Source organism: Novosphingobium mangrovisedimenti (assembly GCF_025153475.1).
GTDB lineage: Bacteria > Pseudomonadota > Alphaproteobacteria > Sphingomonadales > Sphingomonadaceae > Novosphingobium > Novosphingobium mangrovi_A.
This window is the reverse complement of sequence record NZ_JANZXA010000001.1, coordinates 248586-262771: the sequence shown is the minus strand read 5'-3', so window position 1 is coordinate 262771 and position 14186 is coordinate 248586. Positions and strand designations below refer to the sequence as shown.

The window sequence follows — 14186 nt, the reverse complement described above, 5'->3', positions numbered from 1 at the left end:
ACGCCGCCGGACAAGGCGGGTTCTGCCGTGATCGACGGGATGGCGCAGTGCGCTTGGCCACCATGCGAAAGTGATATTTCGCACATGGCCGGAAAGGCGGGCGGCAGGCCCGGTCGCGGGAACGCGCTCAGTCGAAGCCGCGGCCGATGCCCGCGCGATTGGCGCGCTGGATCAGTTCGACCTCGCCGGCGGCGGCGCGCACGATCTCCGCGAGACGGGCGACATCGCGGACCTTGAGCTTGCGCCCGGTGCTGGAGGTGATGCCCTGCTCGGCAAGATAGCTCAGTTCGCGCGTCACTGCCTCGCGGTGCGTGCCGATCCGATTGGCGAGTTCGGCATGGGTCGGAGAGGGGGCGAACGAGGCCTCGTTCGCGATTACCCCGTTGTCGAGCGAAAGGCGCAGCAATTCGCAATGCAGGCGGCTGCGCACGGCCAGCGCGTTGAGTTCGAAGATCCGCTCGTTGAGGCTGCGCAGGATGTGCACGAGACGCACGGTCAGCCATTCGGCCGACGCGGGATGCGCGAGCGCGGCCTGCTTGAACACCGCACCGGGAATGCGGGCCAGCGTGGCGTCGGTGGTCGCGGTGACCGTGGCTGAGCGGGGCTGCTCGTCGAGCGCGGCATATTCGCCGACCAGTTCGCCCGGGCCGGCATCGTTCAGGGTGATCTCGCGCCCGTTCCGCGACAGCAGTTCGATGCGCAGCGTTCCGTCGAGGATGACGAAAACATCGCTGGTATCGTCCTGGTGTCCCATGACCATCTGCCCGGTCTTGAAACGCGCGAGGCGGGCGAGCGGCAGGACGGCGTGCGTCAGCGGCTCAGGAAGATAGCGGTCCAGGTCGGCCAGTTGTGCCATTCATGTCTCATGCTCAAGCCGTCAGCCAGGGCGCTGCCGGTATCCCGGTGAGCGACGGATCGGCCCACAGGTACTCGGTATAATGCCCGAGCCGCCGGCGTGTGTCGACGTAGCAGAAGCACAGCTTGTCCTCGGCAGAGGGCACTGCCGGGAACAGATAGGCAAAGGCGTCTTCGCTCGCCTTCACGTCTTCCAGCAGCCGCAGCCATTCGGCGCGGGGGCCGGGCACGGCAATGCCGATGTGGTGGAAGTTGAGGATGTGCCCGGAAAGATCGACGGCATCGGTGTAGATCCCGATCGCGCCGGACACCGGCTGGATGATCTCGAACTGGCGGCTCCCCGCATTGGCGATGGCCGACTTGACGGCGAGCGGGCGCTTCTCGCCGTAGGACAGCACCTCGATCTCGGCCTCGCCGCGCGTCAGGCCGGTGATGCCCAGTTCGGCTTCCGCATGGGCGACCGCGGCATCCATGTCGCGGGTGATGTAGCTCATCTGCACCAGTTGCCCATAGCGGTCGCCGATATGGACCATGGTCAGCCCTTCACCGGGATACGGTAGCGCTCGATGTAGTCGCCGAAAGTCTTGTGCACGCCCTCGCGCGAGAGGCCGTAGCGCTCCAGCGAGTATTCGTGCTTGCCGTGCTTGCCCTTGGGATTGGCGTCCATATAGGCGTTCATCGCGGCTTCCGCTTCGGGCGTGAAGGCCTCGCCGAAGTGTGCGTAGATGCCGCGGACCTGCCCGATCGGGTCCTTCATCACATCGGCATATTGCACGTCGAGGATCGAGTCCTGCCCGTGCTGCGCGCGGAAGGCGTCCTGCCGCTCGATCATGATCTGGAAAGTCTCGACGAACTGCCGGCCGATCGTTTCCAGGTCGACGTTGTCGGAATAGATCTTGCGCACGTTCTCGATCAGGCTGCCGATCGATCCGAGCACGTCGGCGGGATCGCGGTGGGTCATCACCAGTTGGGCGTCGGGATAGACCTCCTTGAGCGCGGGCAGGTAGAGCGGGTGCCACGGGTTCTTGAGCGTCCATCGCCCGCCGGCATTGGCCTGCAGCATCTGCAGGTAGCGCTTGTGGAAGCGGAAGGCGGGCAGGTAGTCCGCCTTGTGCAGGAACCATTCGCGATAGCCCGGCACGTCCGCCTGCGATTCATAGACCTGCGAGCAGAACGAGGGCGTCATCAGGAACTGGCACTCGGTCGGACTGTCGGCCTCCTCGAAGTGGATCGCGGCGATCTGCGGCATATACTGCAGCGCGACCTTGGTTTGCTGGTCCATCTTTTCCCAGCGCGGGCCGGCGTGGAGTTCCCCGGGACGCGGCGGCGGCACCGGATCGTGCGATTCCCAGCGCAGGAACGAACGGCGCGCGGGATCGGATGCGAGCAGGTTGATCACCAGCGTCGTGCCGGTGCGCGGCAGTCCGAACACGAACATCGGTTTTTCGATCGGCTGTTCGAGCAGGTCGGGATGCCGGGCGAGCCAGTCCTCGATCTTCATGCGGATAGCCATCCACTTGACGAGGTCGGCATGGGCCATCTGCGACCCGCGCTCGGTGTACCTGGCCTCGTCGGAATAGGACTTCAGCAGGATTTCCAGGCCTTCGAGAATGGCCGGGTCTCCGAAGTCCGTGAGACCCGTCTGGGCCCGTGCCGCCTCGAGTACTTCGTCTACAGTCATTCCCGTGTGTCCTGTTCGTCTGCCTTATCGTCCCCGCGGTCATGAAAGCGCCCTCGGGTGATTGCAAGATAGTGGCTGCTACTCCAGACTTGCCGGCAGACGCCGCGAGGGGCGGCAGGGAGAGACGAAAACCATGGAATTAAGCCAAGCTCGGCATGCATTCGTGACCGGCGGCGCCAGCGGCCTCGGTTTAGGTATCGTTGATGCGATGGCCCGGCGCGGCCTGAACGTCACCATTGCGGACATCAATGCGGACGCACTGGCGCAAGTCGCGAAGGAGCGCGGGGACAAGGTTCGTGGCGTCGTGCTCGACACGCGCGACCGCGCGGGCTGGCAGCGCGCGAAGGAGGAGGCGGAAGCGGTCTTCGGGCCCGTCGACGTGCTGGTGAACAATGCCGGCATCGCGCCCAATGGCCGCGAGTTTGCGGACATGGACCCGGAGAGCTTCGACCGCATCCTTGCGATCAACCTCGTCGGCATCGCCAATGGCGTGTTCACCTTCGCTGCCGCCATGCGCGAGCGTGGACGGGGACACATCGTCAATACTTCTTCGCAGGCGGGGCTGACGGCCAGCGTGCCCGGCGTGGGCGCTTATGCCGTCGCCAAGTTCGGCGTGACCGCTCTCAGCGAGGGGCTGCGGCAGGAAATGGCGCCGCATGGCGTGGGCGTCTCGGTGCTGTGCCCGGGCTATGTCTCGACCAATCTGGCCGAGAACACGCTCAAGGTCGGCGGGGAGATCCGGCAATATGCGGGCAGGATGCCCGAATCCGATATCACCCCGCGCGATGTCGGCGAGATGGTCGCGGCGGCCATCGAGAACGATGAAGCCGTCGTCGTCACGCACAAGCATGTCTGGCAGAGCATGGAACCGCGCCTCGCCGCGATCCGGGCAGCCTGCGACCTGCGGGACAGTATGGCATGAGCACGCCGCTGGAAGCCCGCCTCGACCGGATCGAGGCGCAGACCGCCGTGGCCGATCTCGTCCACGAGTATGCGCGCGCGGTGCGTCGTGACGAACCCGAGAAAGTGGCGTCGCTGTTCGTGCCCGAAGGCACCTTCGAAGTGCGTTCGGGCCATCCCGACAAGGCCGAATTCTCGGTGCGCAGCCGGTTCGAAAGCCCCGATGCGCTGGTGGCCTTCCTGGTGACCCAGAAGGGAGGCCCCCATCCGATACCGCTGATCCACAACCTCATGGTCGAGGTGGAGGGCGACAGGGCCACGGCCAATTCGATGATGGCCGCGCCGATCTACGGCACCGACAAGGAAGTCTTCGGCGAATACCATGACAGCTTCGAGCGCCGTGACGGCACCTGGCTGTTCAGCCGGCGGATCTACACGGTCTTCGGCTAGCCGCGCTTCTCCACGGTCACGCCGCCGAACATCATGCCCTCGGCGGGACCGGTGAGGACGTCCATGGGGAAGACCTTCGGCACCGCGCTTCCCGCGTCGAGCCGGGCGAGATGCGCGGCATCGAGCGTGATGTCGAGCGCGCCGAGATTGTCCTCGAGCTGTGCCGGCGTGCGTGCGCCGAGAACCGGGGAGCAGACGGCCGGATTGGTCAGCGTCCATGCCAGCGCGACCTGCGCGGGCGAGCAGCCGATGTCCCTGGCGACGGAAACCGTCTCTTCCGCGATCGCCAGATTGCGTTCGTTGAGGCGCCCGGTGGCGGCATTCATCGTCTTGCGGTCGTAAGTGCCGCCCGGTTCCGGCGGCGTCAGGTCGGCGCGCGAATACTTGCCGGTCAGCACGCCGCCGCCCAGCGGCGACCACGGGCACACGCCCATGCCCATTTCCGCGGCCATCGGGATCATTTCGCGCTCGACGGTGCGTTCTATCAGCGAATAGGAAATCTGCAGCGCGCAGAACTGGCTCCAGCCGCGCAGCTCGGCAATCGCCTGCATGCGGCTGGCCTGCCAGGCGGGCGTGTCGGACAAGCCGATGTAGAGCACCTTGCCGCTGCGCACGAGATCGTCGAAGGCGCGCAGGATTTCGTCCACCGGCGTGCGGAAGTCCCACATGTGCAGGTAGAGCAGGTCGATCCAGTCGGTGCCCATGCGGTGCAGCGCGTCCTCGACCGATCGCACCATGTTGCGGCGGTGGTTGCCCGCGGCGTTGGGATCGCCGGGATGGGTGGTGAGCGAATACTTGGTGGAGATCACCATGCGTTCGCGCCGATGGCCGAGCAGGCGGCCCAGCAGTTTCTCTGACCCGCCCATGCCGCCGTAGAAATCGGCGGTGTCGATGAAGTTGCCGCCGCGATCGATGTAGGTGTCGACCATGGCGGCGGCCTCGGCGTCGCTGGAGCCCCATCCGTCCGGCCCGACGCCGAAAGTCATGGTGCCCAGGCACAGCGGGGAGACGCGCAGACCCGAGCGGCCCAGCAGGCGGTAGTGATCGAGTTGCGTGGCCATTCCTTTGCCTCCCCGTGCGGGTTCCTGTCTCGCAGCGTTTTGCCGTGCGTGCCTTGTCGTTGTGGGCCGAGTCCTTGTGGCCCGAATGGCCGGCGGTTTCCATGGATGGCGTGTCCGTTCTGCCCCCCGGGTCAATTCGCCGTTCCGCTCGCTTGCCGGACGCTTCGCCAATCCCTAGCAAGTGCGCATGGTCACACCCGCGAACATTGCCGAAGTCGAACCCTTTCACGCCATCTCGATCGGGCGCCTCGCCTACGATCTGGCAGAGCAGGGGCGCGATGTCATTCACATGGAATACGGCCAGCCGTCGACCGGCGCACCGGCCGCGGCGATAGCGGCCGCGCACAAGGTGCTGGACAGCGATCCGGGCGGATACTGGGAAAGCACCGCGCTCAAGCAGCGCATCGCGCGGCACTATGGCGAGGCCTATGGCGTCGGGGTGGACGAGGAGCAGGTGATCCTGACCTGCGGCGCCTCGCCGGCCTTCGTGCTGGCGCTGTCGTGCCTGTTTGCGCCGGGCGCGCGGGTCGCGCTGGCCCGGCCCGGCTACGTCGCCTATCGCAATACGCTCAAGGCCATGTACCTCGAGCCGGTGGAAGTCGCCTGCGGTCCCGCCGAGCGCTACCAGATGACCGCCGCCGCGCTCGATGCGATCGAGCCCGCGCCCGATGGCCTGATCCTGGCGAGCCCGGCCAATCCTACCGGTACCGTGATCGCGCCGGAGGAACTGGCGGCTATTGCCGAAGTATGCCGGCGCAAGGGCATCCGGGTCGTGTCCGACGAGATCTACCATGGCCTGACTTACGGAAATGCCGCGGACTCGATGCTGCGGCATCTGCCCGAGGCACTGGTGGTCAACAGCTTCTCGAAGTACTTCTCCATGGCGGGCTGGCGGCTCGGCTGGCTGGTGGTTCCGCCCGACCTGATCGACGCGGCGCGCGCACGCATGGGCAACCTGTTCCTGACCCCGCCGGTCCTGGCACAGCATGCCGGCCTCGTTGCCTTCGATTGCCGCGAGGAACTGGAAGGACATCTGGCCAACTATGCCCGCAATCGCGAACTGCTGCTTGCAGCATTGCCGCGTCTCGGACTGCAGCAAATCGCCCCGCCAGACGGCGCTTTCTACATCTGGGCCGAGATCGGCCACATGACCAACGACAGCCTCTCGTTCTGCCGGCAATTGCTGCAGGATACCGGCGTGGCGACGGCGCCGGGGATCGATTTCGATCCGGTCGACGGCGGGCGCTACATCCGCTTCAGCTTCGCGGTCTCACCGGCGGAGATCGAGGCGGCCATTGAGCGCATGGTTCCCTGGTTCGCTGCGCGTCGCTGAAGGCGCGGCAGATCGGCACGCCTGCGATGGCGCGCCCGTCCGCCGGGCCGTGACCGGCAGTACGTTATGAATCCGGTATAAATACTGTCTTTTTACGTTTTTTGACTCGACTCGTCGTAATCCTGACTCGGCCCGTAGACTGAATGTTGCTTTCATGGCGGCAGGCTATTCAGTAGAATGCCAGTACATGGTTGGATCTTACGGGATACGAGAAGACTGACTTGCGGGGGTATGAGGGATTCGGTGCCCTCCGAAAGTCAACTGTACTTTATGGCGAGCACTATGAACGGCAGAGTTCCGGAACCCGAAGTGTGGACCGCGCGCCTGCGTGGTCTGGTGCACGACTGCGTGGCCAGCACGTCCCACGAGGAGGCGGACCGCGTGCGCGAGGCGGCGCACCTGCTGCACAGTGGCGCCATGGCGGGCACCTGCGGGCAGGCGGTCGATCCGAGCGCGGTGGAATCGATGCTGGCGTGCGGCGCCGCCGAAAGCGCGGTCCTGGAAATCGTGGGACACAACGCGGCCTTCATGCTTTCGCGCGGACAGAGCGATTGCTGCCTTGCCACGGTGATCGTGGGAGACGAGGGGCAGGAAGTCATGTCCGAAGGCGCCACGCTGGCCCTGGCCCTGCTGGGGGCCTATGCCGGGGGGCTCCTGGCCGCTTTCGAGCGTGACGGCATCGTGTCCTGCGCCCTTTCCTCCCGGCCGCACTAGCGCCGTCCGCCAGCGAGAGGGGCTAGCCAACGAGAGAGGCCTCTATGGCGATGCGAATGGCATCGCTCGTGTGGTTGGCGCCCAGCTTGTTCAGCATGTTGGCACGGTGGATTTCCACCGTGCGCGGGCTGATTTCCAGCCGTTCGCCGATCAGGCGGTTCGACAGTCCGCTGGCCACGCCGCCGAGCACTTCGCGCTCGCGCCGGGTCAGGCGTTCGATCCGCGCCTGGGCCATGACTTCGCGCAGCCTGGCATTGCCGATACCGGCGGCGCGGTCGATCGAGCCGCCGACCGTGGTGGAGAGTTCGTCGGCCGTGACGGGCCAGGCCAGATAATCGACCGCGCCGCCGAGCACGGCCTGGACGATCCTGCGCGTGCTCGGCCCTTCGCTGAAGGCGACGATCGGGAACCACTGGCCGTGAGCGGCCATGGCCTCGATCAGGTCCTCGATCGCACTGGGTCGGTCATGGATCAGGATGATGCCGGTGCGGGGCCATGCATCGGCGAGTTCGCATGTGGTCTCGAACGGCTCGACATGGATGCCGCCCATGGCCAGCGCGTGACTGATGATGGCACGCCGGCGCGTGTCGTCGTCGATGAGAATGAGGTTAGAGATACGCTCCATCTGCCTTCTCCCTTCGGCTTGTGCCTAGGGAAATATTCGCATCGTGCGGCAAACGCGCGCGGTACATACTCCAGAATCGAGCGATTGGCCGAATCCTGCGCTGAGAAGCGGCGGAAATCCTGCCTGAACGGGTTGCCGAAACGGGCGTGACTGTGCCCGGGCGCGGCGATTCAGCCGCCCTTCAGAGCTTGGCCGATTTCAACGAAGTCCTCGCGCAGCGTGGCCATCCGGTTCGGGTCGAAGGCCACTGCGCTGTCGAGAATGGCGCGCCGCGAGGCGGCGTAGAACTGGTTGAGCGCCCCGCTCATCTCGTGCTCGCTCGAGACGCCCATCTGCAGTGCGGTGATCGCGGTGAGCGCGCGCGTCATCGAGCGGCTCTTGAGATCATTGTCGCCATTGCGCTGGGCATGGATCGCCGTGCCCAGCGCGCCGACGAGATGTTCGTAGCACACGTGGACGAGCTCGTCCGACTTCGCGCCGTTCACGCGGGCGTCGAAGTCGACGCGGCGATAGGCTTCGTGGGGGGATTGTTGGAGCAGCATCTTTAATTGCCCGAGTTGTTCCACGCGTCGATCTGGTTCTGCAGCATGCTCTGCGTCGATTTCAGCACGCTGATCCGGGCTTCCGAAGCGGTGAACTGCGAGGCGAGGCGAGCACGCAGCTTTTCCTGCTGGTCGGCCAGGTCGCTGAGGTCCGACGAAATATCCGTGAGCTGGGAGTTGTACTTGGTGATCGAGCCGGCAAGCGAGTTGGTGTTGCTGGTCGAGGCAGCGGCGCGATAGATCTTGTCGATGGTCGCATAGACGCCGTAGACGCCATTGGTGAACATCGCGGCCACGCCGTCGGGATCCGCCGTCATCGTGGCCGAGAGGCGATCCTTGTCGAGCGCGAACGTGCCGTCGCGCTGGATCGAAAGGCCAAGGTCGGCCAGCGTCTTGGCCACGCCTGTGGCATTGGGCATGATCGTCGTGCCGGACAGCTTGGACAGCGACTGCTTGAGCGCGCGGGCGCCGGGATCGGTGACGAGATCCCCGCCTCTCGACGTGGCGGCGTTCAGGGCCGAGGCCACTTCGTTGAGCGCGTCCGTCAGGTCCTGCATCGAGCCGGTGATGTTGGCGGAGGGGTCGCTGAAGTTGATCTGGGTGGGCGTTCCGACATTGGTGCCGGTAAGCTGGAGCTTCAGCCCGGGCACGGGATCGGTGATGGTGTTCGACGCGGAGGTGTAGGCGAGGCCGTCGAGGCTGTAGGCTGCATCCTGCGCGGTGGCCATCAGGGTTCCGGTACCCGCACCGGGAGACCAGGCGAGATTGGACAGGCCCGGATCGGCGACATCCTCGGCCGCCTCGACGATGAAGCCGTTGGCTGCGCCTTCCGCCCCCTTGATGACGAGCTGCGCCCCGCTGGTGGTGTTGGCGATGTAGGCGTTGACGCCGGCACCCGAGGCATTGATGGCTGCGGCGACATCGGCGAGCGTGTCGCCGGTGTTGATGGTGATGTCGACCGCCGCGTGGGCCGCGTCCTCGGTGAAGGCGCTGCCGGAAACGGTGCCGAAGCGCAGCGTGAGCGTGCCCGCGCCGACAGTGTCGGTCGAGGCGGTATAGGCGCTGCTGGCGAGCTGCTGGCCGGTGGCGAGCTGCGATACCTCGAGCGAATAGGACCCGGTGGGCTGGGTGGAGCCGGAAAGCGAGGCCGTGGCGACCGCGCTGTTGGCGACGCTGGGCGTGGGCGCCAGATCGCCGGAACGCACCAGTGTGCCGAGCGAGGTGTCGAGGCTCAGCAGCATCGACTTGATGTTCGATGCTGTCGAGATCCGCGTGTTGAGCGTATCCGTCTTGTCGTTGAGGCGCGCGGTGCGCAGCTCGAACTGGGCGGTGGCCAGGTTGTTGGCGAGGGCCGCCATGTCGATGCCGCTGCCGGCACCGAGCAGCGTCGCGATCGACGTTGTCTTCAGCGAGGATGTCGCGGACGTGGAGCTCGTTGCATCTGTAGCCATGGCTTCTAGGACGGCCTCCCGCCTGAAACGTTAAGCCCCGGCCACGGCACCTTGCGGATAGCGCTCATGGTGCCTCTCCTCACACGCTGGCCGGATCGAGCCGGCCTTCCGCGTCGAAACGCAGTGTGACGGGCACCGAAACCCTGGGGGCGGGGCGTTTCTCGCCGCGCTGGAGGGCGAGAACGAAGGCGAGGATCGCGGCGACCGCGGCATAGTGCTCCTCGCGGATCACCTGGCGTTCGCGGGTGGTGTAGAACACCGAACGGGCAAGCGCCGGGTACTCGAGCATGGGCACGCCGTATTCGGCGGCGAGTTCGCGCATGGCCATGGCCTTGTCGCCGCGGCCCTTGGCCAGCACGATCGGCGCGGAAGCCTTGGTCGGATCGTAGGTGAGCGCGACCGAGAAGTGCGTCGGGTTGGTGATGATGAACTGGGCTTCCTTCATCGCCGGAACCAGCCCGCCCATCGCGATCTTGCGCTGGCGGTCCTTGATGGCGGCCTTCTTTTCGGGCGCGCCTTCGGATTCCTTGTGCTCGTCGCGCACTTCCTGCAGCGTCATCTTGAGGCGCTTGTTGCGGCGGAACATCTGCACCGGAAGGTCGACCAGGGCGATCACGAAGAGCCCGGCGGCGAGCCAGAACAGCAGCATCGTCACGTCGTGCCAGGCCCAGGAAAGCTGTTCGAACAGGTCGCCCCGGCCGAGCCGCGCGAACGTGGCGATGCGGCCGCTTGCCCAGGTCCAGGCGATTGTGCCGAGCAGCGCGACCTTGGCGAGGCCCTTGGCCATCTCGATCCAGCCGTTCGCCCCGAACATGCGCTTGAGGCCCGAGGCCGGATTGATCCGCGAGCCCTTGGGCGCGAGGTTGCCGCCGATCCACCGTCCCTCGCCGAAGCCGAGCTGGGAGACCAGCGAGCTGAGCATGACGCCCAGGCCCAGGATCACGACCGGGGGCATCACCGCGAACATGGTCTTCATCAGCAGGTGGCCCGGCGTGAAGTCCGCAAGCGAGGCACGGTCCCAGGTGAAGCCCGCGCGCAAGGCGTTCATCAGCAGGTCGAGGAGCCAGGGGCCAGCGACGAGGAACCAGACCGCGCCGATGCCGACGGCGGCCGCCGTCGCCAGTTCGCGCGAGCGGATGACGTCGCCTTTCTGGGCGGCGTCGCGTTTGCGCTTGGCGGTTGGATCAAAGCTCTTTTCGCCGCTCTGCTCGCTCATTTGCTCATGATCTCCGAGGAGGCGGTGATGGCGTCGGCGGACAGGCGCACGACGAGGTCGGTGAGGACCGGGGCGGAAAGCACCAGCGCGGCGATGCCGGCGAGGACGCCGGCGGGCAGGCCGAGCGAGAACAGGTTGAGGGCAGGCGCCGAGCGGCTCAGCACGCCGGTGACGATCTGCACGACCAGCAGCACGAGGCTGACCGGAAGGGCGATGGTGACGGCGGTCACCAGAACCTGCGAGGTGTAGCCGGCAATCATGGCGAAGCGTTCGGCGCCGAGCCAGGTGTGGCCTGGCGGGAAGACCTTGTAGCTCTCGATCAGCAGGTTGAACCACTGCAGGTGGGCGCCGAGGGCAAAGAAGATCAGCGTCAGCACGACCATGAAGTACTGGCCGAGTGCGGGCGACTGCGTGCCCGAGGAAGGGTCGACGGCCATCGCCATGGTCATGCCCATGCCGCCACCGATCACTTCCGCCGCGATGATGGGGGCGGCGAAGGAAAGCTGCAGCACGAAGCCGAGCGTCAGCCCGACCAGCGCTTCCCCGGCGATGCCGAGCATACCGGGGAGTGAGAAGAGCGTGGCCGGGGCCTGCACGTCGGTCCAGGCGCAGACCAGCACCGCGATGGCCCCTGCGCAGACCACGCGCAACTGGGGCGGCACAGAGGGCGTGCCGAACAGCGGCGCGGCGACGAGCGCGGCGCCGATGCGCGTCATGACGAACAGCAGCCGCCAGAACTCGGCCTCGACGGGCCCGAAACCGAAGTCCAGATTGATCACGGCGCGACCTGCTCGGCGTGGCCGGTATTGGCGATCTGCGCGAAGATCTCCTGCGTGAAATCGCCGACCAGCGTCATCATCGAACTGCCGAACAGCACCAGCACGAGCGCGATGACGGCGAGCTTCGGCACGAAGGTCAGGGTCTGCTCGTTGACCGACGTCGCGGCCTGGACGATGCCGACGGCAAGGCCGACGGCGAGCGCGGACAGCAGGACCGGAGCGGCCACTAGCGCGGTGATCCACAGCATCTTGTCGGTCAGTGCGAGAAGGGCGGAGATGTCGTCCATCGATCTTATCCGAAGCTTGCCGCCAGCGATCCCATCAGCAGCGCCCAGCCGTCGACCATGACGAAGAGCAGCAGCTTGAACGGGAGCGAGACCACCATCGGGCTCATCATCATCATGCCCAGCGACATCAGCACCGACGAGACGACGAGGTCGATCACGAGGAACGGCAGGAACAGCATGAAGCCGATCTGGAAGGCGGTCTTGAGCTCGCTGGTGACGAAGGCCGGCAGCAGGATCGAGAAGGGCACGTCGGCACTGCTGTTGAACTTGGGCGCCTTGGCCATCTCGGCGAACATCGAGAGGTCGCGCTCGCGGGTCTGGCGGATCATGAAGGCGTGGAATTCCCGGCCGGCGTTCTGGATCGCCTGTTCGGCGTTGATCTGGTCGGCGGCGTAGGGCGCGATGGCGGTATCGTTCACCTTTTCCAGCGTCGGCGCCATGACGAACAGCGAGAGGAACAGCGACAGGCCGATCAGCACCTGGTTGGGCGGCGATTGCTGCAGGCCGATCGCCTGGCGCAGGATCGCCAGCACCACCAGGATGCGGGTGAAGCTGGTCATCATCAGGATCAGGCTGGGCAGGATCGTCAGCAGCCCCATGATGAGCAGGAGCTGCAGCGAGAGGCTCATGCCCGGGCCGTCGGTGCCGCCCATCGAACCGAACGCGCGGTCGAGCGCGCCGGGAATGGCGGTGGGGGCGGCGGGAGCCTGCACTTGCGCATAGGCCACCGCGGGCAGCAGCAGCGCGGGCAGCGCCGCGACAAGCGAGAGGATGCGCTTCACTGGGGCAAACTTTCGGTCTGGGCGCGCGCGGGCGCCTCGGCGAGGCGGGTGAGGCCCTGGCGTGAGGCCGAGACGAGGATCTCGCGGCCGTGGAATTCGATCACCGCCAGCTTCAGCGTGGGCGACAGCATCGTGGTCTCGACGATGCGGACGGACTTCGAACCCGCGCCGATGCCGGCGCGATCCTGCATCTTCTTCGCCAGCTTGAGGCAGCCCCAGGCCAGCAGGCCGATCAGGGGCAGCAGGACGATCAGCTTGAGGATGTACCAGAGCATGGAGGATCAGGCCTCGCCGGTTTCGGTTTCGGCGAGCGCCGAAGGCGCCCGAGCCGGGGTTTCCTCGACGCCGACCATCTCGACGATGCGCAGGCCGAAGCGGCCGTTGTGCGAGACGACCTCGCCCTTGGCGATCGGCTTGCCGTTCACCAGCACGTCGAGCAGTTCGTCGGTCATGCGGTCGAGCACGACGAGGCTTTCGGGGCCGAGCGCGAGCACATCCTTGAGCTTCATCTGGGTGCGGCCGAGTTCGACGGAGAGACGGACATCGACATCGCGAAGGAAGTCCAGGCCTCGGGTTTGCATGGTCATGGTGTGGCTCTTTCCGTGTGTCAGAATGCTTGGAGGATCTGGACCGCGACGCGGTCCTCGACTTCGCCGATGGTTCCGGTGGCGATGGTGCGGCCGTCGACTTGCAGCGGCACCGAGCGGGCAACGGCGACCGGCAGGACATCGCCGGGCTTGAGGGACGAGAGGCGCGAGAAACCGATCGTCATGTCGACCAGCACGGCCGTGACCGGCACCGGCATCGAACCGAACGGCTCGCTGACGGGATCGGAGGGGGTGCGATGCGCGCGCTGGCGGACCGGGTGGCGCGGGGCGGCCATGACGGCACCGAGGGTCGGCTGGGGGAAGGCGATCGAGAACGACCAGGGCTCGATGCCCGGTTCCTCGACTTCAAGCGAGAGCTGGAGGAGGTCCTGCCGCCGGTCGAAGGGATTGAGATAGCGCAGGCTGGTATCGCGGCGCACCGCGCCGACCTTGTGCTGTTCGCCGCCGCCGAGTGCTTCGGTGAGCGCATCGGCAAGCGCGCCCTCGAGGCGCTTGAGCAGCAGTTCGGCCGAAAGGGGAAAGCTTTCCGGCAGCGGTTCCGGCGCGACGCCGAGGCCGCCGAAGGCGCGGTCGATCAGGCGCAGCACCGGCGCGGCCTCGAACGTGGCGAGCATCGGCAGGTTTTCGGGGCCGATCGTCAGCAGGGTATGCGAGGCCAGATTCTCGATCTCGGCCTGGATCGAGCCGAGCGTGCAGTCCATCGGCATGCCGATGCGCACCAGCGGCGCTTCGCCGCCCGAGAACTGGGAGAGGCGACCGGGCAGAACGCGTGCCAGCCTTTCCCCGAGCAGCGAGAGCGCGGGCACCAGTTCGTCGATCGTGGGCTCGGTACCCAGCAGTTCGGCGCAGTGCTTGGCCCTGGTGCTCTGGCCGAAATGTGCGGATTGCATGTTCATGGTGGA

The 14186-nt window shown here is 66.3% G+C and carries 18 protein-coding genes; 4 read left to right on the top strand and 14 right to left on the bottom strand.

Annotation, left to right across the window (positions count from 1 at the left end; all coding sequences use genetic code 11):
- Nucleotides 1-127: 127 nt before the first annotated feature.
- From NZK81_RS01390 to NZK81_RS01380, 3 genes are read right to left on the bottom strand one after another with little or no spacing between them, the layout of a single operon-like run.
- Nucleotides 128-856 carry a Crp/Fnr family transcriptional regulator gene (locus NZK81_RS01390; protein ID WP_260043285.1) on the bottom strand — a complete coding sequence of 243 codons (729 nt, stop codon included), beginning with the start codon at nucleotides 854-856 and terminating at the stop codon, nucleotides 128-130.
- A gap of 13 nt (nucleotides 857-869) precedes the next feature.
- The gene (locus tag NZK81_RS01385; RefSeq protein ID WP_260043284.1) at nucleotides 870-1388 is read right to left on the bottom strand and encodes a VOC family protein; all 519 of its coding nucleotides are present in this window, start codon (nucleotides 1386-1388) and stop codon (nucleotides 870-872) included.
- Between the two features lie 2 nt (nucleotides 1389-1390).
- Complete coding sequence (locus NZK81_RS01380) at nucleotides 1391-2536, bottom strand: sulfotransferase family protein (RefSeq protein WP_260043283.1); 1146 nt, start codon at nucleotides 2534-2536, stop codon at nucleotides 1391-1393.
- Nucleotides 2537-2669: 133 nt separating this feature from the next.
- On the opposite strand from NZK81_RS01380, the gene NZK81_RS01375 reads away from it, so the two are divergent.
- Nucleotides 2670-3458, top strand: a complete 789-nt coding sequence (locus NZK81_RS01375; RefSeq protein WP_260043282.1) for an SDR family oxidoreductase — start codon at nucleotides 2670-2672, stop codon at nucleotides 3456-3458.
- Nucleotides 3455-3886 carry a nuclear transport factor 2 family protein gene (locus NZK81_RS01370; RefSeq protein ID WP_260043280.1) on the top strand — a complete coding sequence of 144 codons (432 nt, stop codon included), beginning with the start codon at nucleotides 3455-3457 and terminating at the stop codon, nucleotides 3884-3886. The genes NZK81_RS01375 and NZK81_RS01370 overlap by 4 nt, the downstream gene beginning before the upstream one ends.
- Here NZK81_RS01370 and NZK81_RS01365 read toward each other — a convergent pair.
- Nucleotides 3883-4947 carry an aldo/keto reductase gene (locus NZK81_RS01365; protein WP_260043278.1) on the bottom strand — a complete coding sequence of 355 codons (1065 nt, stop codon included), beginning with the start codon at nucleotides 4945-4947 and terminating at the stop codon, nucleotides 3883-3885. The genes NZK81_RS01370 and NZK81_RS01365 overlap by 4 nt on opposite strands.
- Nucleotides 4948-5134: 187 nt before the next feature.
- On the opposite strand from NZK81_RS01365, the gene NZK81_RS01360 reads away from it, so the two are divergent.
- Together NZK81_RS01360 and NZK81_RS01355 are read left to right on the top strand one after the other, a co-directional pair.
- Nucleotides 5135-6280: a pyridoxal phosphate-dependent aminotransferase gene (locus tag NZK81_RS01360; protein WP_260043276.1), complete on the top strand. Its 1146-nt coding sequence runs from the start codon at nucleotides 5135-5137 to the stop codon at nucleotides 6278-6280.
- Between the two features lie 282 nt (nucleotides 6281-6562).
- Nucleotides 6563-6994: a hypothetical protein gene (locus NZK81_RS01355; protein ID WP_260043275.1), complete on the top strand. Its 432-nt coding sequence runs from the start codon at nucleotides 6563-6565 to the stop codon at nucleotides 6992-6994.
- A gap of 22 nt (nucleotides 6995-7016) precedes the next feature.
- On the opposite strand, the gene NZK81_RS01350 is transcribed toward NZK81_RS01355, so the two are convergent.
- The 10 genes from NZK81_RS01350 to NZK81_RS01305 form a co-directional block, all read right to left on the bottom strand.
- Nucleotides 7017-7619, bottom strand: coding sequence for a response regulator transcription factor (locus NZK81_RS01350; RefSeq protein ID WP_260043273.1), 603 nt, complete (start codon nucleotides 7617-7619; stop codon nucleotides 7017-7019).
- A gap of 170 nt (nucleotides 7620-7789) precedes the next feature.
- Entirely contained in the window at nucleotides 7790-8161 is a 372-nt protein-coding gene (locus NZK81_RS01345) for a flagellar protein FliS (protein ID WP_260043272.1), read from the bottom strand.
- A 2-nt stretch (nucleotides 8162-8163) separates the two neighbouring features.
- Nucleotides 8164-9612 carry a flagellar filament capping protein FliD gene (gene fliD, locus NZK81_RS01340; protein ID WP_260043271.1) on the bottom strand — a complete coding sequence of 483 codons (1449 nt, stop codon included), beginning with the start codon at nucleotides 9610-9612 and terminating at the stop codon, nucleotides 8164-8166.
- A gap of 79 nt (nucleotides 9613-9691) precedes the next feature.
- Nucleotides 9692-10828: an EscU/YscU/HrcU family type III secretion system export apparatus switch protein gene (locus NZK81_RS01335; protein WP_260043270.1), complete on the bottom strand. Its 1137-nt coding sequence runs from the start codon at nucleotides 10826-10828 to the stop codon at nucleotides 9692-9694.
- Nucleotides 10825-11607 carry a flagellar biosynthetic protein FliR gene (gene fliR / locus NZK81_RS01330; protein ID WP_260043269.1) on the bottom strand — a complete coding sequence of 261 codons (783 nt, stop codon included), beginning with the start codon at nucleotides 11605-11607 and terminating at the stop codon, nucleotides 10825-10827. Before fliR ends, NZK81_RS01335 begins: the two co-directional genes overlap by 4 nt.
- A complete protein-coding gene (locus NZK81_RS01325; protein ID WP_260043268.1) occupies nucleotides 11604-11894 on the bottom strand; it encodes a flagellar biosynthetic protein FliQ in 291 nt (96 codons plus the stop codon). The genes fliR and NZK81_RS01325 overlap by 4 nt, the downstream gene beginning before the upstream one ends.
- 5 nt (nucleotides 11895-11899) lie before the next feature.
- Complete coding sequence (fliP, locus tag NZK81_RS01320; protein WP_260043266.1) at nucleotides 11900-12676, bottom strand: flagellar type III secretion system pore protein FliP; 777 nt, start codon at nucleotides 12674-12676, stop codon at nucleotides 11900-11902.
- Nucleotides 12673-12951 carry a flagellar biosynthetic protein FliO gene (locus NZK81_RS01315; RefSeq protein ID WP_260043265.1) on the bottom strand — a complete coding sequence of 93 codons (279 nt, stop codon included), beginning with the start codon at nucleotides 12949-12951 and terminating at the stop codon, nucleotides 12673-12675. The genes fliP and NZK81_RS01315 overlap by 4 nt, the downstream gene beginning before the upstream one ends.
- Nucleotides 12952-12957: 6 nt before the next feature.
- Nucleotides 12958-13263: a flagellar motor switch protein FliN gene (gene fliN, locus NZK81_RS01310; RefSeq protein ID WP_260043264.1), complete on the bottom strand. Its 306-nt coding sequence runs from the start codon at nucleotides 13261-13263 to the stop codon at nucleotides 12958-12960.
- A 20-nt stretch (nucleotides 13264-13283) separates the two neighbouring features.
- The gene (locus NZK81_RS01305) at nucleotides 13284-14180 is read right to left on the bottom strand and encodes a FliM/FliN family flagellar motor switch protein (protein ID WP_260043263.1); all 897 of its coding nucleotides are present in this window, start codon (nucleotides 14178-14180) and stop codon (nucleotides 13284-13286) included.
- Nucleotides 14181-14186: the final 6 nt, after the last annotated feature.

Coding starts and splice junctions, on each gene's coding strand:
- NZK81_RS01390 (WP_260043285.1), bottom strand. CDS start 856: ATGGCACAACTGGCCGACCTGGACCGCTATCTTCCTGAGCCGCTGACG.
- NZK81_RS01385 (WP_260043284.1), bottom strand. CDS start 1,388: ATGGTCCATATCGGCGACCGCTATGGGCAACTGGTGCAGATGAGCTAC.
- NZK81_RS01380 (WP_260043283.1), bottom strand. CDS start 2,536: ATGACTGTAGACGAAGTACTCGAGGCGGCACGGGCCCAGACGGGTCTC.
- NZK81_RS01375 (WP_260043282.1), top strand. CDS start 2,670: ATGGAATTAAGCCAAGCTCGGCATGCATTCGTGACCGGCGGCGCCAGC.
- NZK81_RS01370 (WP_260043280.1), top strand. CDS start 3,455: ATGAGCACGCCGCTGGAAGCCCGCCTCGACCGGATCGAGGCGCAGACC.
- NZK81_RS01365 (WP_260043278.1), bottom strand. CDS start 4,947: ATGGCCACGCAACTCGATCACTACCGCCTGCTGGGCCGCTCGGGTCTG.
- NZK81_RS01360 (WP_260043276.1), top strand. CDS start 5,135: ATGGTCACACCCGCGAACATTGCCGAAGTCGAACCCTTTCACGCCATC.
- NZK81_RS01355 (WP_260043275.1), top strand. CDS start 6,563: ATGAACGGCAGAGTTCCGGAACCCGAAGTGTGGACCGCGCGCCTGCGT.
- NZK81_RS01350 (WP_260043273.1), bottom strand. CDS start 7,619: ATGGAGCGTATCTCTAACCTCATTCTCATCGACGACGACACGCGCCGG.
- NZK81_RS01345 (WP_260043272.1), bottom strand. CDS start 8,161: ATGCTGCTCCAACAATCCCCCCACGAAGCCTATCGCCGCGTCGACTTC.
- fliD (WP_260043271.1), bottom strand. CDS start 9,612: ATGGCTACAGATGCAACGAGCTCCACGTCCGCGACATCCTCGCTGAAG.
- NZK81_RS01335 (WP_260043270.1), bottom strand. CDS start 10,828: ATGAGCGAGCAGAGCGGCGAAAAGAGCTTTGATCCAACCGCCAAGCGC.
- NZK81_RS01325 (WP_260043268.1), bottom strand. CDS start 11,894: ATGGACGACATCTCCGCCCTTCTCGCACTGACCGACAAGATGCTGTGG.
- NZK81_RS01315 (WP_260043265.1), bottom strand. CDS start 12,951: ATGCTCTGGTACATCCTCAAGCTGATCGTCCTGCTGCCCCTGATCGGC.
- fliN (WP_260043264.1), bottom strand. CDS start 13,263: ATGACCATGCAAACCCGAGGCCTGGACTTCCTTCGCGATGTCGATGTC.
- NZK81_RS01305 (WP_260043263.1), bottom strand. CDS start 14,180: ATGAACATGCAATCCGCACATTTCGGCCAGAGCACCAGGGCCAAGCAC.